The following is a 25,508-nucleotide window of genomic DNA, read 5'->3' on the forward strand; positions in this document are numbered from 1 at the left end:
ACGCAGTCGGCGCCGGTCGAAACCGAAAAGTAATAATCCACAAAGGCATGTATGTTTTGCCCTTCTGCCGGATGCATCATACAGAATTTCATAACACCGGCAAAGACACGTTTTGCAGGAAATACAAAGTTTTTGGAATCAAACTTGATGATTATTTGTGCCGCATCTGGCGGCTGAAAGGATAGGCTATGACAAAGTTTAATGTTTTGACATCGGATTTGAAATACATCATGAGTGCGCTTCGCCCTGCGGTTTCGAAGACAGACTGCAGACCGGTTCACGAATACATAAAGTTTGAATGTACAGACAATTCGCTTTTAGCGTATGCGTTAGACGGCTACCGACTGCATTCTGTTACTGCCCATGTGGACGTTACGGACGGGGAAAAGGCGTTTTGCTTTCTTTTGAAGCCGTTCGCTGTTCCTAAAACCGATTCTGAATTTATTCCATGCGAGTTGTCCGAGAAAGAAATCATGTTTAATTTTGGAGAGCAGAAAATTACATTTAAGCTTGGTGCAGGCGTTGAAAGCTTTATAGACGTTAAAGAAGTTATGCCAAAGACCCCACAAGTGTTCAAAATAGGCTTTAATCCGCAATTTTTAGCTGATGCGGCAAAATCACTGCAAACAAAGAACTGTTTGAAAGATTCGCTCGTTATGGAATTCTACGGCCCTTTATCTCCTGCAAAGCTATACAATTCTCGAAACAAAAGTGATTTTAGAATTGTTTTGCCAGTGCGCTTAAAGGAGGAAAATTAATGCTCAATATTGCTGTTCTTATGGGCCGTCTTGTTGCCGACCCGGAACTCCGCCAAACCCCGAACGGCGTTTCTGTGACAAGCTTCACCCTTGCTGTTGACCGTTCTTACGCCAAGCAAGGGAAGGAACGGCAAGCCGATTTCATTGATATCGTCACGTGGCGGTCCACTGCGGAATTTGCCTGCAAATACTTCCGCAAGGGCCAGCTGGTTGCTGTGCAGGGTTCCATTCAGACACGCTCTTACACGGATAAAGACGGTAACAAGCGTAAGGCGTTTGAAGTGGTAGCCGACCACGTGCATTTCGCTGAATCAAAGAAAGATTCAAGCAACAATAATACATATCCAGCGCGCGGTTCCGCAGATGTCGAAGCAGACGATTTTGAGGAAATGCCGGATGACGGGGACCTGCCTTTCTAGGGAGGTGCATATGAGCATTACGGGCAGATGAGGTGATGAAATTGTGCTTGATTCAGGTTATGTCAGAATATACCGCTCATTTCTTAGCTGGGAGTGGTATGACGATGCAAACACTATGCGGGTATTTCTGCACTTAATTCTAACGGCAAACTGGGAGCCAAAAAAGTGGCACGGAATCACGATCGAGCGCGGTCAAAGGGTGTATTCACGCTCAAAATTGGCGGCTGAATTGAGGATGTCAGAACGAAGCGTTCGCACATCGCTAAATCACTTAATTTCGACCGGAGAAGTGACCAACCAAACAACGCCGCAATACAGCATCATTACTATAAAAAATTATGAATTGTATCAGCAAACGACCAGCAAAACGACCAACGACCGACCAACGGACCCCAATATGCCTGAAACCCCGATGGATACTGAGATGAACGGCGATATTTTCCAGAATCAACATAATAAAAATAGCGAAAATTCGACCAACGAAACGACCAGCAAAACGACCAACGATAGCCCGCATGAATCCTTGGAAAATTCGGAAACCGGCGAAGCAAAACGACCAACGAAACGACCAACGACCGACCAGCCACCGACCAACGACCGACCACAATTGAAGAAAGATAAGAAAGATAAGAAAGATAAAAAGAATATATATAGCAAAATTTTTTCCGAATACGCCGCCGGTGATCTGGAACTGCTAAAAGCTCTGAATGATTTTGCTGAAATGAGAAAGGCAATCAAAAAGCCATTATCAACTGAACGAGCCGCAACAATGCTAATCCACAGCCTAGACAAGTACGCTGATGACAATAAAACGAAAATAGCGATTTTGAATCAATCCATTTTTAAGAATTGGCAAGGGGTGTTCCCATTGAAAGGAGATGATCATCACGGACAATCTGCCAACAATGCAGGAAATTATGTCAAAGGTTCCGCCGACTGTGCGGAAGAAGTACCAAAGTACGGCAAAGTGTACTGACAAGACACAGCATGAATGCGACGTAATGAACTCTATTCGAGGAAACTTAACCGGATACGATTGCCCCAAATGTCTTAACCGCGGAACAGTTTTTAAGGTGGATGGGAATTACATAGTTTCGCGCGAATGCGAATGCATGAAAATCCGCCGGAGCGTTTGGAATATCGAAAAAAGTGGCATCAAAGAACTGTTATCGCGATGCACGTTTGATAATTTTCAGGATACAGAAGAATGGCAGAAAGACTTGAAGTCGGGGGCAAGTACTTTTATCACAGACCATATCGGAAAGTGGTTTTATGCTGGCGGACAAGTCGGATGCGGCAAGACACATATCTGCACGGCAATCTGCGGGGAACTGCTAAAGCAAGGCATGTCAGTACGGTATATGCTATGGCGCGATGAAGTAGTAAAACTAAAAGCTAACGTAAATGACAGTGAAGAGTATCAAAAGCTCATAAACGTGTGGAAAACGGCTCAGGTGCTTTACGTGGACGATTTTTTTAAGACCAGCGACACGGAGGATGGTAAAAAGAAAAAGCCCACACAGGCAGATATCAACGTTGCATTTGAAATCTTAAATTACCGGTACATCAATCCAAAACTTATTACGATCATTTCCAGCGAACGCAGCATTAATGATTTGCTGGATTGTGACGAAGCTGTCGGGAGCAGAATTTACGAGCGGACAAAAGACTATTGCTTTTACTTCCGGCCGGACAAAAATAAAAATTGGAGGCTAAGATGATTAAGTTTACAATCCCATTTCCCCCAATTACGAAAAAGAATCATCAGCAGATCAGGCGCAACCGCAGCACCGGAAAGCCGTTTATCGCGCAATCGAACCAATATCGCGATTATGAGAATGCTTGTCTTTTAGCCATACAAGGCCGCTACCGCATAAATATCGATTATCCGATTAACTTAACCGCCCTGTTTTACATGCCGACACAGCGCCGCGTGGACCTTGTAAACCTCATTGAGGCATTGCAAGACATTTTGGTTGCAGCTCACGTGTTATCGGATGACAACTGCAAGATTGTGGTATCGACGGACGGCAGCCGGGTGCTGTACGACAAAGAACATCCGAGAACGGAGGTTATTATATCGGAGGCCAAAGTATGAAGCCTGCTGATGTAAAAACCGCTCTCGGCCACCAGGTTACATACCGCGATGTGATGTACACGATGACGGCGTACATACTGCGGAAACAGGACGGCAGGCTGCTTTATCAGGCAGAATTGCAGGACCCGAACGGAAACAGCGTGGTTATTGCGCCGCTTGAGAATGTGAAATTGATTGAAAATTAGGTCATAGGTACCGGTTTAAAGGCGCGCGTAAACCCGGCTCCTGCCGTAAAACAAGAGCCGAAAAGAAAGGATGATTTTTAATGACATTACTTGAACTTCAAGAAATTTTAGGTGAGAGAATCAGAATCGCCACCAGCAAGGATTTATCCATAGAGGAACGCAAAGCGGAAACCGAATTATCACAGACGATATCATCGCTGGCAAAGCAAATGATTAACAACGCAGACATCGTGCTCCGTACTGACAAGCTGGTTGCTGACGGTAAAGCCAAAGGTGCGAACATTATCAAGTTGGTAAACGGAAATGGCAAGCAAAACTAAAAAAGACCATATATTCACCGACGAGGAAAAAGCTTTCTTGCGCGACAACATCAGCAGATATACATACCCAGAGTTGGCAACTGTTTTTAACCAGACGTTTGGCACACATCTGACACATGGCAATATTTCAGATGTGTGTATCAAGCGTCTGGGACTCCGGCGGAATAAACCGTATGTATTTTCAATTGGGAAAAAGGATTTTACGGCGCACCCGGTTGGAACTGAAGTCTTTGACGGCAAATATGTTTGGGTGAAGGTTAGCGACCACTACCATGAGGGTAGTGCAATGGCAAAAAGTCTTGATGAAAACTGGGAGAAAAAATGTGTACTCGTCTGGGAGCAGGCACATGGGAAAATCCCAAAAGGCCATATGATTGTATTTCTGGATAAGGACCGCAAAAATTGTACTCTTAAAAATCTTTACTGCACAACCAGAAAAATAAATTTCATGATGGCTAAAAACGGATGGTATTCCACTAGCCCAGAATTGACCTTAGCTGCGCTGAAATGGTGCGAATTATTTTACGCGTTGAAGGAGGAAAAGTGATGGATAACGTTAATGCCTTGCGCTCCATTGCAGAAATGCCGATTAATTTGAGTGTTGAGCAAATTGGAGCATTACAGGCCGGAATCAAGGCTTTGCAGAAACAGGCAGAGCGCGACAAGGGGTGCGAATACTGCAACAATGAAAAAGTATTTGGAATCAATTTTGGCGGCGAAAAGGCCGGCATTGCTTATTTGCATAAATGCTCTGATGGATGGGGGCTGTTTTTGGAAATGGATAACGGCAGCACCTATTACACCGATGTTGTTAATTGTCCCATGTGTGGTCGGAGGTTGAAATGATGGACTGGAATCCATACGCATACGCTTTTTGCCACGGATGCCCGTATTACCGCGCAAGCGGAGAGTACATCTACCAGCTGGAGGAAAATCCAAAAGAAAGATTATGCCGTTACGCTCCGCAATGCAGGCGCGCGGCAAAAATTTCAGCAGGGGGCCAGCAGACAAAAATGGAGGGATTTTAATGGACGCTAAATATCTTGCAGAGATCAGGGCACGACTTGACGCGGGCCGCATTCCCATGAAATCAGATATGGAGGCCTTGCTTGCCGAAGTGGAGCGGATGACGGCTGAAATCGCCACGCTGAAAAAGGAAATTGAGCAATTAGCCGAAGAAAGAGATGCTGCAAAGCGTAAGAAAGACGAACTGGAGGCCTTTTACGAACAGCTATGCCGAAACATAGCGCAGGAGGTCTCAAAATGATTGCCGTAATAATTGCCGCTGTAATTACAGTCGCCTTGTGGTGCTGCTGCAAGGCGGTCGGAGATGCGGATGAAAGGGATGATAGGAATGTCTGAAATGACTCTGCAAGAATGCATCGTAAGGCTCGAAGATCTGATACAAGACCGCAAAAGTTTCTTTTCAAAAGACGGAAACGACGATGTGTTTCGGACTGATGCGGCGGCTCTGGAAAAGGCCGTTTCAATGCTTCACAAAATCGCCGCAGGAGAGTATAAGCGGGTGGCGCATGGGAGGTGGGTTAACATGCCGTTTAATGTAGATAACGACAAATATGGCATGAACAAATACAACATGAGAATCAAATGCACAAATTGCGGATTTGTTACAAGCAGCGAATTAAAATATGCGCATTGCCCTGTTTGCGGTGCTCTGATGGACGGAAAGGATGAAGCGGAATGATAGACTGGAATCCATACTCCTACGAATTTTGCCACGGATGCCAGTATTACCGGGCGAGCGGAGAGTATATCTATCAGCTTAAACGTGATCCAAAATTAAGAAAATGCCGCTATTTACGTATATGCAAGCGTGCGGTTGAAATCTCAAACTCTGGTTGTCAAATGAAAATAGGAGGAATTTAACATGCCTGACATTATTCAACATCTACGCGATACATACATCGAGAATCCTGCGGCAGCGCCGAAGCGGAGAAAGCACTTAAGGAACATGAACAGGAGGCCTAAAATGACATCCAAAGAGTTGATCGAACACTATGCTGACCTCAAAATAGAAATCGGCCAGTTAGAGCATGAAATCGCTGATCTGTGTGGTAAAGGCTGGCGCATGGAAACAGATACCGTGATGGCTTCTCCGACGCATGAGCCATATAAAAGCCGTCCGATTCCGATATCCGGGTTCGTACAATCCCCTAAGACCGCCAAGGCATGCAAGCGGCTTATACAGATTTACGATGAAAAATTACGGAACCTATATTTTTGGCAGAACAAAGCCGAGGAAGTATTTGACCGGATTCCGGAAGGCAAAGCACGAGCCATTCTGCGGTATAGGTACATAGATGGGCTTGAGTGGCAGGCTATAGCGGCTAAGATTGGCGGGAATGCTACGGAAGATAGTATAAGAAAATATGCTACAAGAATTTTAGAAAAATTTTGAAAATGTCCGATATGTCCGTTGTCAATATGCTACAATTAGTATAGTGCAAAGTGTACCTATACAAGATACGGACAATTTTAAAAAATTTTTCAAGGCTCTGGCTGTGAAAAGCCAGGGCTTTTCTTATGCTTATTTAGAGGTGACAGTATGCTATGCAGTAAACGCTGCGTGTGGAATGAATACAGGCGGTGCGGAGTGATGTTCTGCATACTGCCATGTTGCGCTTATGAGAATTCAAAACAAGAGTTTGAAAGAACGGAGAGAACACACACAGAAAAGACAGTAGTGAAAAAATTAGATTGTAAAGGAAAGAAAAATGAGCCTTAAACATATCTGCCCTTATCTTGGTTGTCATGAACTGATACCGGTATCGGAGCGCTACTGCCAAAAGCATATGGCTTTAATTAATGCGCGGCAGGCAGAGTATGATTCATCCGTCCGGCATAAAAGGGATGCAAAGCTGACAGCATTCTATCATTCCCAGCAATGGGTTAAGTTGCAGCGGGTTATCATAGCGAAGTATCATGGGCTGGACCTATGGGCTTATTTCGTTGACCATGAGATCGTCAAGGCTGAAATGGTTCACCACATCAAACCATTACGTGAGTATTGGAGCGATAGATTGAGTATAGGGAACCTTATTCCATTGAGCAATGCCAACCATGGGATGATCGAACAGTTATATAAGACAAGTAAGCGCGAAGAAACACAACGGAAGTTGCTTGGACTGATTGAAAGATGGGAGGAAGAATTCGGCTGAATCGCTTGAAACCAAAAACATTGTGAATGGGGTAGGGGTATAAGAGAAAGTTTTGGCCAAATGGCAGAAGACCGCAAGCCCCCTTATTTCCCGCAAAAACTCCCTAAATAAAAATTGGAGGTGAAAACGGACATGGGTAGAAACGCAAAGCCGATTGAATTATTGGAGGCTGAGGGCAGAAAACATCTGACAAAAGAGGAAATCCGAACCCGCAAGGAAAATGAGATACAGTTTGGAAGCCATAAATTGAAATGCCCTGAATTTGTGAAAAACGATCTTGTTGCATATAAAAAATGGAAAGAAATCACCGCACTATATAAAGATTTTGACTTTGTCAGCTCCGGCGATTCGGGGCTGTTGGCCAGATACTGTAAATCATTCAGCGAATATCAGGATTTGCTGACATCGTATCAGCGGATTAAGGAAATTCATTACGATATGGCGGAACTGGACGAAGCACTCGAAGGGACATACGTAGATGATGAAAACGAAGAACGGAAATTGTTCAGCACCAAAGTGAAAAAGCAGCTTCGGGATATGATTTCGGTTAGCGCCTTGTTGTCTATTGAATCCGCCATTAATAAGAAGATGGATATGCTGATTAAGATGGAAGACAGGCTATTCCTGAATCCTTTGGCAAAAATCAAAAACGTACCGAAAAAGGAAGAAAAGAAGCCACAAAGCCGATGGGAAAACTTCGGCGGTGGTATAAGTGGATAGGGCGACAAAATACGCCGAAAGTGTGGTTAACAAAACGATCGACCGGCCGGTTGGGCGCAGCGAAATACTCGCCTGCCAACGGCATCTTCGCGATTTAAAGCGGCAAGGCACACCGGAATTTCCTTATGTATACGACGAAAAGAAAGCAAAGCACATGATTGACTTTTCGGAAAACCTGATTTTGGCGGAAGGGGATGAAAAACAGCCTTTCCGCGCGTATCCGTTTCAGGCGTTTATTATGGCAAACTGGAACGGATGGGTGCTAAAGGACACCGGGTACCGGAAATACCGCACATCATATATTCAGATTGCGCGCCAGAATGGGAAGTCAGTAATGAACGCCATTCCGGCGCTTTATTATGGGAATTTTACGGGTTATCAGTACCCGCAGATTTATTGCGTAGCTACCAAAGAACGCCAGGCAAAAATCGTATTGAAAGAATGCTATAAGTTCATTGAGGCAGATTCGGAACTGAGTGGAAGCAAATATGAAAAAGGTTTGTTTACGATTCAAGATTACAAAAGTGAAATTCGGTGTAACTTGACCCATGGAACGATTGCTGCCTTGGGACGTGATACCGATACTATCGATGGATTCCGGCCATATTTCGCCAGCGTGGACGAATACCACAAGCATAAAACCAACCAGATGTATAAGCTTCTGACAGATGGAACGAAAAAATTAAGATCATGTTTAGTTTCCATTATTACAACAGCCGGTTTTGACCTTAATTCCCCGTGCAAAAAAGAATATGATTATGCAATTGGAATTTTGAACGGGTTCCCGGATGAGAACCATTTCGTTTTTATTTGCGAACCGGATAAAGACGATATTGTGGGTGACAAAATCTATGATGAAAGTGTCTGGCCGAAAGCACATCCGCTATGGACCCCGGAAACGCTGACCAGCCTGCGTGCCGCTGCTTTGCAGGCACGCGAAAAGGGCGGGGAAGACCTGCTCGATTTCATGACAAAAGACCTGAATCTGTGGGTAGCGGCCAGCGAAAACCGGTATCTGGACGACGAGAAATGGAATCAGGCTGCAAGCAATACGACGCTTGAAGATATGCGCGGGAGAAGCTGCTGGCTTGGCCTGGACCTTTCCAGCGGCGGCGACCTAACAAGCGGGGCTTTAGAGTTCCCTTTGGAAGACGATTGCTATTTTATCGACAGCCATTCCTTTATGCCCGCCGCGCGGCTGTTAGAACACGAGAAAAAAGATAAAGCGCCATACCGTATGTGGGTAAAAAACGAATTGCTTACCCTAACAGAAACGCTTGGCGGGTACAAAACCGATTACAAATACATCCTGTCGTACTACAAGGACATTATTAAGAAGTACGATCTGCACCTGAAAGGGATTGCGTATGACCCGCATGGTGCAGACGCGTTTTTAAGCGATTTGGAAGAGTTCAACTGTGATCTGGTTATGATTCCGCAATCGGCACGTAACTTACACGACGCGACGGATGATTTTCGAAATTCGGTTGACGCCGGGAAAATCATCCGGGACAAACGGAACACCTTGCTAGAATGGAGCTTCCGGAATGCGGTGGTGGTTCATAACAGCTTCGGGGAAATGAAAATTGATAAAAATCTGGAAGAAAAGCGGATCGACCCGTGCGACGCTGTAATTGACGCGCACAAGCTGGCGATGGCAGATCGCCGGGAGAAAATAAACGTCGCAAAATATGACGACGAATTCTATGAAAAGTGGTGGGGCGTATGATAAAGCAAATCGTCAAAATAATATTGAACAACATGGAGGATGTGCTGATTCTAAGCGGGCTTGCCTGTGCTGCGGCGGCAACATTCCAGTTGTCTTTTATTGCGGGGCTTTATGTAATAGGCGTGGAGCTGCTTGGGCTTGGCATTTGGTTTACCGTGTACCCTCCGGGAAGGGAGTGATGTGATTTGCTTTTTCGAAGCGCCTATCGGAGACGGTTATATAATCAGCAGCTTACTGGGGCAGACCAGAACTGGAATGATCTGCGTGAATGGCTCGGGCTGACCGGGGATGAACTATCTATACGGGGTGAAAAGTCGCTGAAAGAGACGACGGTTTACGTTTGCGTGAAGATTCTTTCCGAAACACTTGGGAAATTGCCGCTGAAAATTTATAAAAGCGATGAGAACGGCCAGCGAAAGCCGGTAAATCATTATTTGCTTTTTCTTATGAAAGTACGGCCAAACCCGTATATGAGTGCATTTACATTCTGGTCATGCCTGGAAACGCAGCGGAACCTTTACGGAAATACTTATGCATGGATGGATATTAACAGAAAAAATGGCAGGATCCAGGGCTTTTATCCGCTTGACAGCCGGAGAATGCAAATTTACGTTGATGATGTGGGGTTGCTATCCTCAGAGCAGTCGGTATGGTATGTTTACACCGATAATCTTGGAAATCAGTATAAAATCGACCCTGACGAAATCCTGCACTTTAAGGGACTGACGACGAATGGCCTTGTCGGCCTAAGCGTGATTGAGCAGCTTAAAAATACCATTGAGAACAGCAATGCGTCGGCACAGTTTCTGAACAACAGTTACAAAAGGGGGATGTCGGTTTCCGGTGTACTTCAATATGTAGGCGACCTTGATGAAGAAGGCCGGCGGAAAACCCGCGAAAAATTTGAACATATGGCAACCGGCCTTATCAACGCAAACCGGATTGCCGTTATGCCGCTTGGAATGCAATTTCAGCCGCTGCAATTGAAGATGACGGACGCGCAGTTTCTGGAGAATACGCGCTTTACGGTTCAGCAGTTAACGGCAGCGTTCGGAATTAAACCCCATCAGGTGAACGACATGACGAAATCGTCGTATGCGTCGGTGTCAGAAAGCAACCGGGAATTTTACACGGACACGATCATGGCTATCCTGACGAATTATGAGCAGGAAATCACCTATAAGGTATTTTTGCCGTCGGAGCAGCAAAGTGACCTGTACGTGAAATTCAATGCCGATGTCATCCTCCGCGGCGACATAGAAAAACGCTATGCCATGTACAAGGACGCTGTACAGAATATGTTGAAAACACCGAACGAATGCCGGGCACTCGAAGAGGACCCGCCGATGGATGGTGGAGATATCCTGTATGGGAACGCCGCGCTTGCCCCGGCGACGCTGCTCGCCGAAGGCATAGCATTCCAGAAGAAAGGAGGGGAAAAGAATGGCAATTGAAATTAAAGGATATATCGTACCGGACGACGACAAATTTATTTATGATTATTTCGGTATCAGCGCCACATCTCCGAAAGATGTCACAGAAGCCATTGAAAAGGCGGACGGCCAGCCGCTGGATGTGGAAATTTCAACGTGTTACGGCGGGGACATTTTTGCCGGGTCGGGTATCTATTCCGCGCTTCGCGGGTACAAGGGCGGCGTACATATTCACATTACCGGCCTTGCGGCGTCCGCGGCGTCTGTAATTGCAATGGCCGGTCCGTCCGATATGTCACCGACAGCCATGCTGATGGTACACCGCGTGTCTACTATGGCAGAGGGCAATCTCCATGCAATGGACGCAACATCGGATATGCTGCAAAACGCCGATAAGGCAATCGCGGCGGCTTACGTTGCAAAATCCGGCATGGATGAAAAAGATGCCCTAAAAATGATGGATAAAGAGACATGGATTACCGCCGCGCAGGCTGTTGAATTGAAACTGGTGGATAAAGTTGCTGACGCGGCAACGCCACAGCTTGTCGCAGCCTATGGATTGCCGCTTTCGCACGCTGTCATCGAGAAGACCCGCGCCATGCTGGCCGAACAGAAAACGGCCACGGGAAAGAATCCGAAGCTGGAAGAACCAAAGCCTACGGTGAGCAATCAATCGGAAAAAGAAAAAATATTACTGATGATCGACCTGATTTAAGGCCGGTCAAATTTATTATTGGGGGTATAATTATGACAAGAGAAGAAAGGGAACTTCGTAATCAGATTTCTGTCCTGAAAGCAGAAGCGCGCAATCTCGTTGCCGAAGATAAACTCAAGGAAGCCAAGGCAAAAGCAAAAGAGGCTGAAAATCTTACCGAAAAAGCCGATTTGCTGGCAAAACTGGAAGATGAATCCAATCTGGGCGGTATTCCCCTTTCCAAAGGTGAAAAAAAGGATTTGGAGGACCGCAAAGCCCTATATCGCAAAGCATTTTTTAAGGCTTTCCGCCGTCAGAAACTGAGTGCGGATGAACGCCAGATGCTGGATGAGGGCGAAGGAGGCGGTACTGTTACAGGGTTGCACGAAACCCCGGATGAAAACGGAGGCCTGCTGCTTCCGCAGGATGTGCAGACGGCGATTAACCAATATAAGCGTACGCTTTCGGAATTGGAGCCGTTCATTACCGTAACACCGGTTACTACCCTTTCCGGGTCCCGCGTATATGAAAAAGTAGCAACCATGACGCCGCTGGAGGAACTGGAAGCGGATGACCAAGATATTCCGGAAACGGATAACCCGACCTTCGAAAAAGTAAGCTATAAAATCAAAGATTACGGCGGCTGGCTGCCGGTTCCGAAGGATTTGCTTGACGACAGCGACCAGAATATTCTCGCTTACCTGACACAGTGGTTTGGGAAGAAATCCGTTGTTACCAGAAATACGCATATCCTTTCCATTCTTACAGCACTTACGCCGACAGCATTTGCCGACTACAAGGCAATTAAGAAGGCGCTGAACGTAACATTGGATCCGATGTTGGCGGCGTCCGCGATCATTGTAACCAATCAGGACGGATTCCAGTATCTTGACACGCTGGAAGATAAAAATGGAAAGCCCCTTTTGCAGGCTGACGTTACGCAGCCCACGCAGAAGCTCTTCGCCGGAAAGCCGGTGCATGTCATTGGGAACAACGTACTGGCAACCACGGGAACTGACAAAAAGCTCGCGCCGATCTTTGTTGGTTCGCTGGCTGACGCTGTGGTCATGTTTGAGCGTCAGGGCTACCAGATTGCGACAACGGATGTCGGCGGCACAGCTTGGAGAAAGAACCGTACCGAAATCCGCATGATTGAGCGTGAGGACTTCAGGCAGATTGACCCTGCAGCGGTTGTATATGGCAAGATCGATGTTACGAGCGTGCTTTAACCGGCACGCTTCCGTTTTGGGAGGCTGAAACATGGCGGAACTGATCGACCAAGCGATAGCCTACGCGCGTGTTGAAGAGGATAAAGAGGCTGTCCGTCCGATTTTCGACGCGGCGGAAAATTACATCATTAACGCGATTGAACAGAAGGACAAGGCGGAAAACGAGAAAAACCCGATATTTTGCCTTGCCGTCGAAATGCTGTTCGCACATTGGTACGATAACAGGGGAGCGGTTGGGGAAACCGGCACGCTCCCGTTCGGCCTTCAATCGCTTATTGCGCAACTGACGTATTCCACCCCGTCTGCTGCACAGGAAGGGACTGAGGGAATATGAACGCAGGAGAATTGAATGAACAGATCAGCGTACTTGAGTTGCAGCAAATCGGGATTGTCTGCGGTTGGAATGTAAAGCGCGTTATGTTCGGGAAAGTGGAAAAGCTGAATAAAACCAATCTGTTTTCGCAAGTGGGAATCGGCGTAAAATCCGTAAAATTCACGGTTCGAAAGCAGGATTTGTCCCTTTTCAATGCTTTTCGCTGGAAGGGCGATTTTTATTTCCTAACCGATATTGTGGAAATAAAGCGTATGTATTACGAGGTTACGGCAGCCAGGATCGAGCCGAAGATCTGCACGGTAACCCGAATTACTGTCACAAAAAATGAACGCAAGAATCCGGTGAAGCGAAAAGAAATTTTGCTTACCTTCCCCGGGTGCCTGGTGGAAAAGTACATGGGATACGCCCAGCAGAAGCCGCAGGCCGTCAGCGAAATACAGTATGTGCTGGTTACGCCGAAAGCAGTTGCCCTGAAGCTTGCCGATTTGGTGGAAATCGAAGGGGTTACGTACAATGTTCAAATCGCCCACACGCTTGACCAGTACAAAAACGAGTACGAAATTTTAGTTCAGAAAGATGTGTGAAAATGAGCAACAATACCAGTATTGCCTCGGATGATCTGGATGTCTTGACAGCCGATCTTGACGCGCTTCTCAAAGAATTCCCGCAAAAGCGCCGGGAATTGCATGGATGCCTCGGGCGGATGTTGCAGGAAGAGGTAAACGCGCAGATTGCGCAGGCCGGATTTAAGGACGGCGGGGAGAAATTAAAAAGCTGGCAGGAAATGAAAGTCGGCAGCGGCGGCGGATATACCGCCGTAAGGCCGACCAAATCCGCAACCGGAAGCAATAGCCCAGGCGCGATTACCAACTACAACGAAGCGGGGCATAAAATTAGGAAGCCGAAAGCAGTACATAAAGGGAATAAAAAATACCGCTACCGTCCAAAAATCAATGTACCGTATGTTGACGGCAGGAATTTTTATGAAGCTGCGCGCCGGAATGTGGAAGCCAAGGCAATTCAGATTGTGGAAGAATTTGTCGACGAACTGGCAAAGGAACTGGAGGGTTGACGGTGATTACAACAAGGCAAATCATGGAATCAGTTAACGACCTTCTGGTTGACCAGTTGAATGCGGAATGTGTTTACCTGAACCGAACCCCGAAGGATTTCGAACGCCCTAGCTATTTAATTGAGGCCATTTCAAACGAACTCGGCTCCGTAAACTGCCGTACGGTGAAGCAAACGGTATATCTTACCATTACCTGTTTTGCTGTGGTGGACGCGTTTGGAAACAGCGACGACGGGGTATTGGTTAACCTTCAGGACGGCGTGCTGAACCTGTTCCGAAAAGGATATTTGAAAGTGGCGGACCGGGCGCTGGAAGTGCAAGCCAGCACCGGGGGAGCGGATTTTGACCGCTCTTATGTGGATCTGCAATTGGAATTTTATGACGACCGCTCCGATGAAACGGATACGGCGCCGCTGATGAAAGAAATTGAATGGAACTTAAAGGAGGAATAATCGTGGGACTGCCTAACATTAATATCAGTTTTAAAAACGCGGCCGCAACGGCGACACGGCGTGCTTCGCGCGGGGTTGTGGCGGTTATACTGCTGGATTCTGCCGCGGGTACCGCCGGGGCGCACGTAATGACCAGCGATACGCAAATCCCGAAGGAACTCAGCGTGGCAAACAAAGAGTACCTCTCCCACGTATTTTTAGGGTACGTCAATAAGCCTAGCAAAGTGATTGCTTACGTGCTGGCCGCAGACGCGGAAGGCCTTTCTGCCGCACTTGCGTATTTCGCAACGCAGAAAGTGAATTATGTAGTGGGACCGCCGGATTGCACTACCGCGCAGGCCGCCGAAATTGTTACATGGGTGAAAGCCCAGCGTGCAGACAAGCGGACGCCGAAAGCCATCGTGCCAAATACTGCGGCAGATAATGAAGGAGTCATCAATTTTACATCGGACGAAATCAGGGTGGGGGATAAGATCTATACGACGTCGGGATACTGTGGACGCATAGCGGGGTTGATTGCCGGCACGCCGATTACAATATCCTGCACGTATGCCGAATTGCCCGAAATAGCGGATGTAAAACGGATGACCGAGTCCGAAATCGACACCGCGATCGATGCGGGGCAGTTTGTTATTTTCCACGACGGGGAAAAAGTGAAGGTAGGGCGCGGCGTGAACAGCCTTACCACCACAACGGATCAGAAAAACGGTTCATGGAAAAAAATCAAAATTATTGAAGCAAAGGATATGATTGAAGACGATATCCGTATGCTGACGCAGGACAACTATATCGGGAAATACAGCAATACATACGACCATAAATGCCTGCTGATCACAGCGATCAAGGAATATTTCGACCAGTTGGAAACAGACGGGGTATTGACGGCCGGAAAATCGTCGGTTGAACTTGACCTTGAGGCTCAGGAAGCCTATTTGCAGGGAAAGGGAATTGACACGTCGAAGCTGTCCGAGCAGGAAATCAAAACGGCAGACACCGGTTCGCACGTTTTCCTGAAAGCAACCGTCAGTATTCCTGACACAATTGAGGACATCAATCTTGACATAACGTTTTAAGGGGGCAGAGATATGGATAATGCAAAAAGAATTATATCCGGCACTTGGGGGGAAGTTTGGCTTGACGGCGAATATGTTTCCGAGTGCTACGGCTGTAAACTGGCCGTAAAGGTCAACAAGGAAAAGGTTCAGCTCGCCGGAAAAATGGCGGTTGACAACAAGGTAACCAATATTGAACTGACCGGAAGCCTGAAATTGCACAAATGCAGCAGCCGCATGGCACGGCTGATCGGGGAAAAGATTAAATCCGGCCAGGACGTGCGGTTTACGATCATTTCCAAGCTGGCCGACCCGGATGCTTACGGAGCAGAGCGTGTTTGCGTTACCGGCGTTTCGTTTGACGACCTGACGCTTGCCGATTGGGAAGTTGGTAAAAACGGCTCCGTAGAGGCACCGTTTACCTATACGGATTACAGCTTCCTTGACCTGATTCCGGAGGTATAAAATGGATAATACGCTTGAACTGCTTCTGAAAGCAGAAATTCCAAACGCGCCCGAAAAGGAGCTGAAAATGAAACGGCTCAGCAAGCTTTGTGGGGGCAATGTGATATTTACCATCCGCGCTCTTACTTACAGCCGCGTTGCAGAGATTAAAGAATCCCACAACGTGGAAGACATGCCGGTCGTTATTGTTCTGGCGGGGCTGAAATCGCCCGATTTGAAATCGCCCGAACTTTTGGCAAAATACTCTGTACCTACCCCGGCGGAACTGCTGAAGAAAATGCTTCTTCCCGGAGAGATTGAAGACCTCTCCCGCGAAGTCGAAAAATTAAGCGGATACCGCGTTTCGACGGTGGAAGAAATTAAAAAAAAATAAACGATGATCTGGAAATCGGATTGATGTATCTGCTTTTCCGGGATAAGAACATCCTGCCGGGCTCTTATTACAATCTGCCGGAAGGCGATAAGGTTGTGATAAGGGCCTTTATGGAGAAATATTATGAGGAGTTGAGCAAACATGGCGAGAGATATTAGCATTGCGATCAGCGCAAAGGATAATTTTACGCAGGCAATCACTACCATGCGGAATGCGAATTCCTCGTTTAATAAAGATTTGACCGGAACACTCGAAAAACTGAATGAACTGAACCGGAACAAGATCACGTTAAAAGTTGATACGGACAGGGCAAAGTCGGAACTGAAGGCGGCGGAAAAGCAGTTTTTGGCAACCGGAAGTGCCGCCGACAAAATGGCAATGGAAATCGCTTCCGAAAAATACGAAAACGCACGCCGGAATCTTGACCTTGTATCGAAGAATGCGCGGCAGGCGGAAAGGGACATTCTGAACATGACCGACGCGGTTAGCAAGGCGGATAACCGGGCTGGTACCGGAAAAAGCACGGGAATTGCGGGGGCGGTCAGCGCGATTGCGCAGGCGGGGCTTACAAAAATGGTTGGTGATACCGTTTCCGTCATGGCGAATACGCTTGTAAGCAGCGCATATGGTTCCAATACAGGGACATTGTTTGAAAGCGCTTTGAGCGGCGCCGGTTCTGGGGCGGCAATAGGCAGCATGATAAGCCCGGGTGTTGGTACGGCAATCGGCGCGGCGGCGGGAACCGCAATCGGCGCGGTAAACGGGGCGGTTCAGAATTTTCAAAAAGAGGACGACGCCTTTAAATCTGTGGTTCAGGAAAGCTATAATACTATAAAGCAGACGCGAAGCAGCGAATTAACAGAAGGGTCTGCTATAACAGCCAATCGGGAGCAAAACCAGATGTCATTTACTACTCTGCTTGGAGGAGAAGACAAGGCAAAATCGTTTCTTTCCCAAGTAACAAATTTTGCGGCAAAAACCCCATTTGGATATGATGACCTGACTAAGATCAGCAAAACGCTGCTTGCCTATGGTTACAAGCAGAACGAAATTCTTCCTTTGCTCACGAAAGTAGGAGATACCGGCTCTGCTTTGGGAATGAGCAACGAGGACATGAACTATATTGCTATCAGCCTTGGGCGTATGCAAAATGGTGGAAAGGCAAAATTAGAATATTTAAACCCGTTGTTGGAACGTGGTATTCCAGTATGGGACTATCTTGCAAAAGCCAGCGGGAAAACAAAAGAACAGGTTCAGGAGATGGTATCCAAGGGACTGATTCCGGGAGAACAGGCTGCAAAAACAATAGCCGATTATATGGGAAAAGCGAACGAGGGTAGTATGGAATTGCAGTCGCATACATATAGCGGGTTGTTAAATAATTTAGAAGACGCGCAAAAAAGTCTGAAAGCGGCCTTAGGCGAAGGGTACAATGAGGAAAGCAAAAAAGGCATTCAGGCACAAATCGACTGGCTGGGAGGAAAAACCGGAAGCGCGTTAAAAGAAGCTTATTCTATGCAGGGTAAATTCCAGGCCAGACTTGAAAATATGCAAAAAGATTTAGAGCAAAGAGCTTTAACGGGCGTTGTATCAGGCGAAATAACCGGAAATTTCAGCGAAGAGAATAAAAGCCGCCTCAAGCAGTTAGCGGAAGATTATAAAAAATCTATGATGGAAGCGGCGAAAGGAAATGAACAAGCTGAAATTCAGGCGGCACAGGATGTAGAGGAAGCCAAAATTATCGCTGCCAATGAGTATAAAGCTACCAGAGGGTATCAATTGCAGCTAGAAGCTGATAAAAGCCTGATTGCCAGTATTCAGGAGGATACTGGGCTAAAATCGGAGTATTGGAACGCAGGATACACCATGCAGCAGGAATTTACAAAAGGATTAGGCTATAAGGCGAAAGATAAGATCGTTGGAATGCTGGGAATATCAAATGCAATAAAATCGCCCGGTTATTCCGGAATGGTCGGAGGAACGGGCAGCGCGCACTCTTCCGGCTATGTGGGGATGGTCGGCAGTTCACATGCAACCGGTTTGTTCCGCGTTCCGTATAACAATTTCCCCGCCCTGCTTCACGAAGGCGAAATGGTTAGCACCGCGGTAGAAGCGCGGTCCGCAAAAAAAAATCCGAGCGTTGTAATTTCCGGTAATTCTTTTGTTGTACGCGAGGAAGCAGACGTAGACAAAATTGCACGAGCGCTGGTGGAAAAGATTCAAAAGGCGGAAATGATAACTTGACGTTGCTTTATTTTTTTATTATGATATAATAGAAAATAATGGTATGGAGGGGGATTTATGAAAAAAGTAGTTGCTTTGCTATTATCTTTTATCTTGGTGCTTTCATTGACATCATGCAATACGTCTGGCTCAACATCCTCATTGACTTTATCTTCAAAGGAAACGTTATCTTCAGAAACATTAAGCAACTCAGAATCGAACAGTACAGAATTATCTTCCCACGAAAACTCAATAGTGCCTAGCACCAAAATTTCAGAAAAGGATAAAGAACAATTAAAAAATATTTCAGTAACTTATCGGGCTGATTCTCTTTACAATGATGCTGGCAAGCAGAGAATGATCGTAATTATAGAAAATAAAGGAGATAAAATTTTCAATGGCGACGTTGCGGTAACGTTTTGGAGCGATGACCAATCGTTGGGAAGCGATATATTCCCCGTAAAAGAGTTAAAGCCAGGGAATAATGGGCGGGGAGAAATATATATAATTCCCGATAGAGATTTTAATTTTATTTATGACATTTCTGATTACTCATTTACAGAAGATACTGTTGGAAGCAACGGAAAAGAAGACGAAAAAATGAGCAAAGTTCTCACCCAAAAAATGTATGAAAATTTTGGAGGATGTGGAAATAAGGCCTTTACAACAAGTTGGTATCCATATATCAAAAAACTAACAGTATATAAAAACAATGATAATTACTATGTAATTGCGATTACGTCATCCAACAAAGAAGAAGTTGTGAATCATATCGGAAATGCTGTATTCGGGAATACCGCATCAGGAGATGGAGTTGACGGAATTCTAATGAATGGAGTTATCGTAAAAGATGAAGCTGGGAAGATATTGTTCAAAAAATCGAAATAAAAACAGAATATGATTAAGAGGCGACTGCCAAACGGCGGCCGCTTTCTTTATGCCATTTTTTTGAAGGGGGGGTTGTATGCTTCGCCGGATTATTATAAAAAACACGGAACTGAACAGCGAAATGGCACTTCCGGTCACGCCGGAGAAATTCCAGATCAGCCATGGGATAAAAGTGGAAACTATTAATATCCATACCGTCGGTGACGTGAATATTGCCGGATACCCTACGCTGGCGACGATTAAAATCGATTGTATGTTCCCGGCGCGGGCATACCCGTTTTGCAATTTTACCAATATGATATCTCCATATGACTATGTAAAGATCTTCCTGAATTATTGCGACTATCATCCGCTGCTGCGATTCGTGGTTTCCGGAACGCCAATTAATATACCGGTTATAATGGAATCCATCGATTACGGAGAGCGGGATGGCTCAAACGATGTGTACGCTACGCTGACGTTTCGTGAAAAAAGAATCCTGACAGCGGTGCAGTCCGGAACAACCACAAAAAGCGGGAATTTGAGCCGGAGTTACAGCGCGGGCGCAACACAGAGCAAGACAAGCAGTTGCAAAGTCGTGAAAGGCGACACGCTCAGCGCAATTTGCCGGAAATATTACGGCGATTCCAGCCTTTACGCCAAGCTTGCAAAGTACAACGGGATTAAAAACCCGAACCTAATTCGCATCGGGCAGATTATTAAGCTGCCGCCTGCCGCGCAGCTTTAATTTCGGACGGTTTTGGGGGTGATACAAATACCAAAGCTATTGCTTACAAATTCAAGCGGCACCATGGATATAACAGAGCTGGCGCCTACGATCACATGGTCCGGGGATTATCAGCAGCGTGCCCGCAGCCTTGATTTCGGCCTGCTTTCTTCTGCTACGGATAAAAGCATTCCGACGGTCAAATGCGAACTCGGGAACGCGGTTACGCTGATGGAAGGAAACACTACCCTGTTTGAAGGATATGTCTTTACCCGCCAGAAGGGAACGGAGAGCAGCATTATTGATATCGGGTGCTTCGACCGCGGATTCTATTTAAAAAGCAAAGCGTCCTACAAATTTACGAACGTAACGCCGGAAGCAATCACACGCCGCATTTGTACGGACTTCGGGATATCCGCGGGCGAAATCGTTTCCACCGGTTTTAAACTGAGCCGCAATTTTTTGGGGTGCAGCCTGTACGATATTGTCCAGACAGCCTACACTTTGGCTTCCGCACAGACAAAGAAAAAATACCACTTGGTGTTCCGAGGGAAACAGCTCTGCGTTGTGGAGAAAAAGGCCAATGAGAATACGCTGGTGATTGAGGGCGGGTCAAACCTGATGGACGCGACCGTATCCGAAAGCATTGAAAATATGGTGAATCAGGTTGTTATTTACAACAAGGAAGACAAGCTGATTAAAACCATGAAGAACGCGGAGGCAATCAAACTGTACGGCGTAATGCAGGATTACCTGAAACAATCGGATAAAGAGGACGTGACCGCGCAGGCGCAGAAACTGCTGAATGATAACGGGGTGGAACAAAAAATCACGTTAAATAACCTTGGGAATATCGCGAACGTCACCGGCGGGACGGTGGTTGTCCGCGAACCGTACACAGGCCTTTACGGCCTGTTTTTTATTGATTCCGACGTTCACACTTGGAAAAACGGTCTGTATCTGAATAAGCTGGTAGTCAATTTTAAAAACATAATGGACGAGAAAGACGTGGGTTCATTGCCAAATAAAACCGGAAAGAAAACGGCTTCAAAATCAAAGAAAAACAAGAAGAAAACGACTTCCGGGGAAACTTGGCAGTATATTAATCCTCCGGGGTGATTTAGTTGGAAGATAATCCGTATGTGAAAATAGTACAGCTTGTCCGGAATCAGGCGGATAGGCAGATCCCCACGCTCTTCCGGCTGGGGACGGTCATCAGCCCGAATCCGCTGAAAATCGATGTGAGCAGTACGGTTCAGGATGAAGGCGCACTATTCAAAAACGCGGCATTGGGGGAATTGGAATCAGGGGATTCCGTATTGCTGGTTACTTTGGACGGTGACCAGCATTTCATTATTCTTTGCAAGGTGGTGGGAGTATGAGCCTGTTTCCGATCATACAGCCGCAGGCGGCGGACGTGGATACAGAATTACCGTTCTACCGCGAGGTAGCCTGGGACTATGAAAAGAACGCGCCGATCTGGAAAAACGGGAATCCCGTCATGCTGGAAGGGAAAGAAGCCGTATATGTCTGGGCGTGGAATGCCCTGCATACGCCGCGCTTCCGGTATGAAATTTATACATGGGCATATGGGAACGAGGCGGAATCCTTAATCGGCCAGAATTATTCCGACGAGTTAAAGCAGGCGGAGGGAATCCGGTACGTGCGGGAATGCCTGTTAATTAATCCGTACATCACCGATGTTCAAAACACCTCGGTTTCCTTTGCGGACGGAATACTTACCATTGCCTGTACGCTGGTTACCGTGTACGGGGAGATTGACTTAAATGGGGATGTGAATATCAATGTATGAAGAAATTACGCCGGAAAGCATAAAAGAAGAGATCCTCTCGAATATCACCACAGTAGACACGCGCGAAGGCAGCTATACCAATAATCTGATCAGCCCGGTTGCGCTGCAAATTTGGAAAGTGTATCAGGGCATGAACGCCCTGCTTCCGATTGCCTATGTGGACGAAACGTCCGGGGAATACATCGATAAGCGGGCGGGAGAACACGGAATCACGCGGAAGCCGGGAACAAAGGCACACGCGAAGCTGACGTTCACCGGGTCGGACGGTACCGCTATCCCGGCCGGGACGGTGTTTTTAACGCCCGATGGGTTAGAATACATTACCTCGGACGACGTTACAATTACAGAAGGAAGCGCAACTGCAACGGCCGCCGCAGCAGAGGTTGGAGAAGCCTATAACGTCCCTGCGGGAAGTATTGTAAACCAGTACAACAGTATCAGCGGATTAACGTCGGTCACGAACGTGGAGGCCGCGACTGGGGGAACTGACCCGGAGAGCGATAAAAGCCTTGTTACCCGGTACTATAATTACCTGCAAAAACCGGTGACCAGCGGGAATACGCACCACTACGAACAATGGGCGCTGGAAGTAAACGGTGTGGGCGCGGTTAAGGTTACGCCGTTAGCAAACGGACCTGGTACTGTGGGAGTTATGATTGTAGGGCCGGAAAAGCAGCCGGTTTCCGCAGAGGTTGTTTCCGCATGCGCCGCACACATTGAAGAACAACGCCCCATCGGTCCGCTTGTCATAGTGGAAAGCGCTTCTGCATTGAACATTGACGTATCCGTTACCGTAACGACGGATACCAGCACGACGGCGGCGCAGGTGCAGAAAGACTTTTCAGCGAAGCTGGATACTTACCTGAAAAGCATTGCGTTTGTAAAGTATCAGGTGCTGATCAACCAGATCATCTATATTTTAATGGGAGTTGACGGGGTGACGGACTTCTCCAGTCTGACAGTAAACGGAGGCGCAGAGAATATCACGATAGCTGCAAATCAAGTACCCGTGCTCGGAACGGTGGTGGTTAACTGATGGCGTTGATTGATCTGCTTCCGCCAAATTACAAAGGGAGCGAGCCGGACGTTCAAATTCAAGCCGCGCTGAATGCGCAGGTGCAAAAACTGATGGACGCAAAGGATGACCTGCTGTTGCAACTGAACGTCCAGACGGCCACGTGGGGCCTTGATTTGTGGGAAAAGGTACTGGGATTGGCAACCGACGTTTCAAAGCCGTTTAGCTTCCGCCGAAGCCGGATTGAAAGCAAGCTGCGATCGCAGGGTGTTACTACAAAGCTTATGATTCAAAACGTAGCGGAGAGTTTTTCAAACGGTATTGTCGAAATCATCGAACATCCTGCGCTGTATTCGTTTGACGTTAAATTCATCGGTACGCTTGGAATCCCGCCGAACATGGATGACCTGATAGCGGCTATTGAGGAAATCAAACCGGCGCACCTTGCCTACTCGTTTATTTATACTTTCATCACATGGGATAAGGTAGAAGCGTATAGCCATACGTGGGATGAATGGGACGCCTTAGGCCTTACATGGGATGCATTTGAAACATATAAGGAGGATACATAATGCCAAGTGCGAACAAAACACCAAATTACGGCCTGAACCAATGGCAAGGGAATGAATATCCAAAGCGGACTGATTTTGTAGAGGACAACGCGATCATAGATCAAAAATTAAAAGAAATAGACGGCAAAGCTTCTTCCGCCATCCAAGGCGCCACCTTCGGCGGCGAAGCCGTTCCTAAAAACGACGGGGTGTTGGATTTTCCAATGCCGACTGCTAAACAGACGGGGGCGTTACCATATAATCCGTCTGTTATGATAGACCCAGATAACATGCCGGACGGGATATATTACTATGGCGGCCACCTTGAAATTCCAGCTAATACAACTGGCGACGGCGAAATCATCCAAATATCGCATGACCAATCTTTTATCATCCAAATTGCATACGGGTTTCATTTGTCGGGGATGGCGGTACGTGTAAAAGAATCCGGTACGTGGCTCGCGTGGTCAAAAGTAAATGTAAGCCAAATAATTATTCCGAATACAGATCCTATCCCCACCGGACTTGCTGAAGGAACAGTCGTTTTGAGGTACGCGCCATGAGCGGTATTCCTGTCATTGTCGGCGGGGCGACAAAAGAAACTAAACCTTCGGTTATTATTGGCGGCGCAGAAAAGAAAATCTATGATGGGTATGTAATCGTAGGCGGGGTGGCAAAGCGATTTTATAAAAGCGCGATAGCCTATACGAGAACGGCGCATAACGATTATGGATATACATGGACTTTTGCCGAGCCACTTCCGATTAAGCCAACGGACGGAATTGAAGCATATTTTTCTGTGGAGAATGAGATAGGCCGGAAAATATATGTTAAAGCATGGGGTAGATTTGCTAATGCGTTTTTAAGTTATACGTATCGAAATAACAGCAAAGACGGAGTAAGCATACGGACATCATTTAATCAGGCTGATGAATTTGGGCAGGTTTTAAGTACAAGTGATTTTATTTTGTCAATTTCGGTAGAAGGAGGATTTATGGATTCGGAAACTACTAGGGGAGAGAGAGGTTTATATTTAATAATGAATGGAACTGAAATATACCTTGGTGAATCTGGAGAAATTGAAATTTAGGAGGTATGTAAAATGTCATCTATATTAAAACTTGCAGACGGTACGGAATTGCCGCTTGCTTCTGCACCGACGCAGACTACAGCCTTTGCAGACGGGCAAATGCGCACAGGGTATCTTGTCCAAATTCAAGCGGATAATCTGACTGCAGAGGGCGTAAATGCCATTGTCAGCGACAGCGCAAAAACCTCCACGTGGGATATTGTCAACGATGGCGTAACGGCTGGCAGTTACAGCAATTACACCGTATTGGCAAACGGCGTTACTTTGGATAATAATGTATTGTCCTTTACGCTTTGCAAGCAGACCGATTTGGAGATTGAGGTAGCGGCGCAGGCGGGCGCAATCGCGGAAATGTCTATGTTAATTGCGGGAGGGACTAAATAATGTTTACGACGAAAAGCGGACTTGTCGCCGTGTGGGTGCGACTGATTAAGGCCGGTACCTACACCGAGGATAAGGTGCCGAAGTTATCCAATTTACAGGAAATGGTACATCAGGTGCTGATCAGCGAGAAATAAAACAGAATGACAGAGCAGGAGGCGCACAGCTTCCTGCTCAATTTTTAGGAGGTATTGAGAATGGAGAAAACAAATACGGGACTTGTGGCCTTTTGTGAACAGGCGCTTGCCGCCGGAACCGGATACGTTTACGGCACAATCGGACAAGTCTGTACGAAAAGCCTGCTTGAGCAATGCGCCGCCCGTTATCCG

The 25,508-nt window shown here is 46.7% G+C and carries 40 protein-coding genes; all 40 read left to right on the forward strand.

The features are described 5' to 3' along the window. Positions 1-185: putative HNHc nuclease (locus tag CAGA_RS13020; RefSeq protein ID WP_413814398.1), on the forward strand; the 185-nt coding region annotated here is incomplete at its 5' end. A 3-nt stretch (positions 186-188) separates the two neighbouring features. Continuing rightward, positions 189-758, forward strand: a complete 570-nt coding sequence (locus CAGA_RS11965; protein ID WP_135661116.1) for a beta clamp domain-containing protein — start codon at positions 189-191, stop codon at positions 756-758. Next, complete coding sequence (locus CAGA_RS11970) at positions 758-1,177, forward strand: single-stranded DNA-binding protein (RefSeq protein WP_135661118.1); 420 nt, start codon at positions 758-760, stop codon at positions 1,175-1,177. Before CAGA_RS11965 ends, CAGA_RS11970 begins: the two co-directional genes overlap by 1 nt. Before the next feature lie 43 nt (positions 1,178-1,220). Further along, positions 1,221-2,153 carry a hypothetical protein gene (locus tag CAGA_RS11975; protein WP_135661120.1) on the forward strand — a complete coding sequence of 311 codons (933 nt, stop codon included), beginning with the start codon at positions 1,221-1,223 and terminating at the stop codon, positions 2,151-2,153. Continuing rightward, positions 2,095-2,898, forward strand: a complete 804-nt coding sequence (locus CAGA_RS11980) for an ATP-binding protein (RefSeq protein WP_167875237.1) — start codon at positions 2,095-2,097, stop codon at positions 2,896-2,898. Before CAGA_RS11975 ends, CAGA_RS11980 begins: the two co-directional genes overlap by 59 nt. Continuing rightward, positions 2,895-3,275 (forward strand): RusA family crossover junction endodeoxyribonuclease, encoded by a 381-nt coding sequence (locus CAGA_RS11985; RefSeq protein ID WP_135661124.1) that lies wholly within the window; start codon positions 2,895-2,897, stop codon positions 3,273-3,275. Before CAGA_RS11980 ends, CAGA_RS11985 begins: the two co-directional genes overlap by 4 nt. Then, the gene (locus CAGA_RS11990; RefSeq protein WP_135661125.1) at positions 3,272-3,460 is read left to right on the forward strand and encodes a hypothetical protein; all 189 of its coding nucleotides are present in this window, start codon (positions 3,272-3,274) and stop codon (positions 3,458-3,460) included. The genes CAGA_RS11985 and CAGA_RS11990 overlap by 4 nt, the downstream gene beginning before the upstream one ends. Positions 3,461-3,540: 80 nt before the next feature. Next, positions 3,541-3,780 carry a hypothetical protein gene (locus CAGA_RS11995; RefSeq protein WP_135661126.1) on the forward strand — a complete coding sequence of 80 codons (240 nt, stop codon included), beginning with the start codon at positions 3,541-3,543 and terminating at the stop codon, positions 3,778-3,780. Then, positions 3,764-4,327, forward strand: coding sequence for an HNH endonuclease signature motif containing protein (locus CAGA_RS12000; RefSeq protein WP_135661127.1), 564 nt, complete (start codon positions 3,764-3,766; stop codon positions 4,325-4,327). Before CAGA_RS11995 ends, CAGA_RS12000 begins: the two co-directional genes overlap by 17 nt. Next, complete coding sequence (locus CAGA_RS12005) at positions 4,327-4,626, forward strand: hypothetical protein (RefSeq protein WP_135661128.1); 300 nt, start codon at positions 4,327-4,329, stop codon at positions 4,624-4,626. The genes CAGA_RS12000 and CAGA_RS12005 overlap by 1 nt, the downstream gene beginning before the upstream one ends. Then, complete coding sequence (locus CAGA_RS12010) at positions 4,623-4,808, forward strand: hypothetical protein (protein ID WP_135661129.1); 186 nt, start codon at positions 4,623-4,625, stop codon at positions 4,806-4,808. Before CAGA_RS12005 ends, CAGA_RS12010 begins: the two co-directional genes overlap by 4 nt. Beyond that, the gene (locus CAGA_RS12015) at positions 4,808-5,047 is read left to right on the forward strand and encodes a hypothetical protein (RefSeq protein WP_135661130.1); all 240 of its coding nucleotides are present in this window, start codon (positions 4,808-4,810) and stop codon (positions 5,045-5,047) included. The genes CAGA_RS12010 and CAGA_RS12015 overlap by 1 nt, the downstream gene beginning before the upstream one ends. A gap of 87 nt (positions 5,048-5,134) precedes the next feature. After that, positions 5,135-5,485 (forward strand): hypothetical protein, encoded by a 351-nt coding sequence (locus CAGA_RS12020; RefSeq protein WP_135661131.1) that lies wholly within the window; start codon positions 5,135-5,137, stop codon positions 5,483-5,485. A gap of 285 nt (positions 5,486-5,770) precedes the next feature. After that, a complete protein-coding gene (locus CAGA_RS12025; RefSeq protein WP_135661132.1) occupies positions 5,771-6,199 on the forward strand; it encodes a hypothetical protein in 429 nt (142 codons plus the stop codon). 316 nt (positions 6,200-6,515) lie between these two features. Further along, the gene (locus CAGA_RS12030; protein ID WP_135661133.1) at positions 6,516-6,959 is read left to right on the forward strand and encodes an HNH endonuclease; all 444 of its coding nucleotides are present in this window, start codon (positions 6,516-6,518) and stop codon (positions 6,957-6,959) included. Between the two features lie 132 nt (positions 6,960-7,091). Further along, complete coding sequence (locus tag CAGA_RS12035) at positions 7,092-7,679, forward strand: P27 family phage terminase small subunit (protein ID WP_135661134.1); 588 nt, start codon at positions 7,092-7,094, stop codon at positions 7,677-7,679. Next, positions 7,672-9,408 carry a terminase large subunit gene (locus CAGA_RS12040; RefSeq protein ID WP_135661135.1) on the forward strand — a complete coding sequence of 579 codons (1,737 nt, stop codon included), beginning with the start codon at positions 7,672-7,674 and terminating at the stop codon, positions 9,406-9,408. Before CAGA_RS12035 ends, CAGA_RS12040 begins: the two co-directional genes overlap by 8 nt. Continuing rightward, entirely contained in the window at positions 9,405-9,587 is a 183-nt protein-coding gene (locus tag CAGA_RS12045) for a hypothetical protein (protein WP_135661136.1), read from the forward strand. Before CAGA_RS12040 ends, CAGA_RS12045 begins: the two co-directional genes overlap by 4 nt. Before the next feature lie 6 nt (positions 9,588-9,593). Next, the gene (locus CAGA_RS12050; protein WP_135661137.1) at positions 9,594-10,862 is read left to right on the forward strand and encodes a phage portal protein; all 1,269 of its coding nucleotides are present in this window, start codon (positions 9,594-9,596) and stop codon (positions 10,860-10,862) included. Next, positions 10,852-11,556, forward strand: a complete 705-nt coding sequence (locus tag CAGA_RS12055; protein ID WP_135661138.1) for a head maturation protease, ClpP-related — start codon at positions 10,852-10,854, stop codon at positions 11,554-11,556. The genes CAGA_RS12050 and CAGA_RS12055 overlap by 11 nt, the downstream gene beginning before the upstream one ends. A gap of 32 nt (positions 11,557-11,588) precedes the next feature. Next, a complete protein-coding gene (locus tag CAGA_RS12060) occupies positions 11,589-12,764 on the forward strand; it encodes a phage major capsid protein (RefSeq protein ID WP_135661139.1) in 1,176 nt (391 codons plus the stop codon). 31 nt (positions 12,765-12,795) lie between these two features. Then, a complete protein-coding gene (locus tag CAGA_RS12065; protein ID WP_135661140.1) occupies positions 12,796-13,098 on the forward strand; it encodes a head-tail connector protein in 303 nt (100 codons plus the stop codon). Further along, positions 13,095-13,682: a hypothetical protein gene (locus CAGA_RS12070; protein WP_135661141.1), complete on the forward strand. Its 588-nt coding sequence runs from the start codon at positions 13,095-13,097 to the stop codon at positions 13,680-13,682. Before CAGA_RS12065 ends, CAGA_RS12070 begins: the two co-directional genes overlap by 4 nt. 2 nt (positions 13,683-13,684) lie before the next feature. Then, a complete protein-coding gene (locus CAGA_RS12075; protein ID WP_135661142.1) occupies positions 13,685-14,170 on the forward strand; it encodes a hypothetical protein in 486 nt (161 codons plus the stop codon). A 2-nt stretch (positions 14,171-14,172) separates the two neighbouring features. Continuing rightward, a complete protein-coding gene (locus CAGA_RS12080; protein WP_243113038.1) occupies positions 14,173-14,622 on the forward strand; it encodes a DUF6838 family protein in 450 nt (149 codons plus the stop codon). A 2-nt stretch (positions 14,623-14,624) separates the two neighbouring features. Next, positions 14,625-15,695, forward strand: coding sequence for a phage tail sheath subtilisin-like domain-containing protein (locus CAGA_RS12085; RefSeq protein WP_135661143.1), 1,071 nt, complete (start codon positions 14,625-14,627; stop codon positions 15,693-15,695). A gap of 12 nt (positions 15,696-15,707) precedes the next feature. Further along, positions 15,708-16,139: a phage tail tube protein gene (locus CAGA_RS12090; RefSeq protein WP_135661144.1), complete on the forward strand. Its 432-nt coding sequence runs from the start codon at positions 15,708-15,710 to the stop codon at positions 16,137-16,139. 1 nt (position 16,140) lies between these two features. Further along, entirely contained in the window at positions 16,141-16,512 is a 372-nt protein-coding gene (locus tag CAGA_RS12095; RefSeq protein ID WP_135661145.1) for a phage tail assembly chaperone, read from the forward strand. A 141-nt stretch (positions 16,513-16,653) separates the two neighbouring features. After that, positions 16,654-18,756 carry a tape measure protein gene (locus CAGA_RS12100; RefSeq protein ID WP_135661146.1) on the forward strand — a complete coding sequence of 701 codons (2,103 nt, stop codon included), beginning with the start codon at positions 16,654-16,656 and terminating at the stop codon, positions 18,754-18,756. A 57-nt stretch (positions 18,757-18,813) separates the two neighbouring features. Then, complete coding sequence (locus tag CAGA_RS12105; RefSeq protein WP_135661147.1) at positions 18,814-19,623, forward strand: hypothetical protein; 810 nt, start codon at positions 18,814-18,816, stop codon at positions 19,621-19,623. Positions 19,624-19,699: 76 nt separating this feature from the next. Further along, positions 19,700-20,350 (forward strand): LysM peptidoglycan-binding domain-containing protein, encoded by a 651-nt coding sequence (locus CAGA_RS12110; RefSeq protein WP_135661148.1) that lies wholly within the window; start codon positions 19,700-19,702, stop codon positions 20,348-20,350. Positions 20,351-20,368: 18 nt separating this feature from the next. Further along, a complete protein-coding gene (locus CAGA_RS12115; protein WP_243113039.1) occupies positions 20,369-21,448 on the forward strand; it encodes an XkdQ/YqbQ family protein in 1,080 nt (359 codons plus the stop codon). A gap of 5 nt (positions 21,449-21,453) precedes the next feature. Continuing rightward, on the forward strand, positions 21,454-21,711 hold the full coding sequence (locus CAGA_RS12120) for a hypothetical protein (RefSeq protein WP_135661149.1): 258 nt from the start codon (positions 21,454-21,456) through the stop codon (positions 21,709-21,711). After that, the gene (locus CAGA_RS12125) at positions 21,708-22,142 is read left to right on the forward strand and encodes a DUF2634 domain-containing protein (protein ID WP_135661150.1); all 435 of its coding nucleotides are present in this window, start codon (positions 21,708-21,710) and stop codon (positions 22,140-22,142) included. The genes CAGA_RS12120 and CAGA_RS12125 overlap by 4 nt, the downstream gene beginning before the upstream one ends. Next, positions 22,135-23,178 (forward strand): baseplate J/gp47 family protein, encoded by a 1,044-nt coding sequence (locus tag CAGA_RS12130; protein WP_135661151.1) that lies wholly within the window; start codon positions 22,135-22,137, stop codon positions 23,176-23,178. Before CAGA_RS12125 ends, CAGA_RS12130 begins: the two co-directional genes overlap by 8 nt. Next, positions 23,178-23,729: a YmfQ family protein gene (locus CAGA_RS12135; RefSeq protein ID WP_207669586.1), complete on the forward strand. Its 552-nt coding sequence runs from the start codon at positions 23,178-23,180 to the stop codon at positions 23,727-23,729. Before CAGA_RS12130 ends, CAGA_RS12135 begins: the two co-directional genes overlap by 1 nt. Then, the gene (locus CAGA_RS12140) at positions 23,729-24,271 is read left to right on the forward strand and encodes a pyocin knob domain-containing protein (RefSeq protein WP_135661153.1); all 543 of its coding nucleotides are present in this window, start codon (positions 23,729-23,731) and stop codon (positions 24,269-24,271) included. Before CAGA_RS12135 ends, CAGA_RS12140 begins: the two co-directional genes overlap by 1 nt. Next, entirely contained in the window at positions 24,268-24,798 is a 531-nt protein-coding gene (locus CAGA_RS12145; RefSeq protein WP_135661154.1) for a hypothetical protein, read from the forward strand. The genes CAGA_RS12140 and CAGA_RS12145 overlap by 4 nt, the downstream gene beginning before the upstream one ends. 12 nt (positions 24,799-24,810) lie before the next feature. Next, positions 24,811-25,182 carry a hypothetical protein gene (locus tag CAGA_RS12150; protein WP_135661155.1) on the forward strand — a complete coding sequence of 124 codons (372 nt, stop codon included), beginning with the start codon at positions 24,811-24,813 and terminating at the stop codon, positions 25,180-25,182. Next, the gene (locus CAGA_RS12940) at positions 25,182-25,316 is read left to right on the forward strand and encodes a hypothetical protein (RefSeq protein ID WP_279222014.1); all 135 of its coding nucleotides are present in this window, start codon (positions 25,182-25,184) and stop codon (positions 25,314-25,316) included. Before CAGA_RS12150 ends, CAGA_RS12940 begins: the two co-directional genes overlap by 1 nt. Positions 25,317-25,508: the final 192 nt, after the last annotated feature.

Source organism: Caproiciproducens galactitolivorans, assembly GCF_004768785.1.
Taxonomy (GTDB): domain Bacteria; phylum Bacillota; class Clostridia; order Oscillospirales; family Acutalibacteraceae; genus Caproiciproducens; species Caproiciproducens galactitolivorans.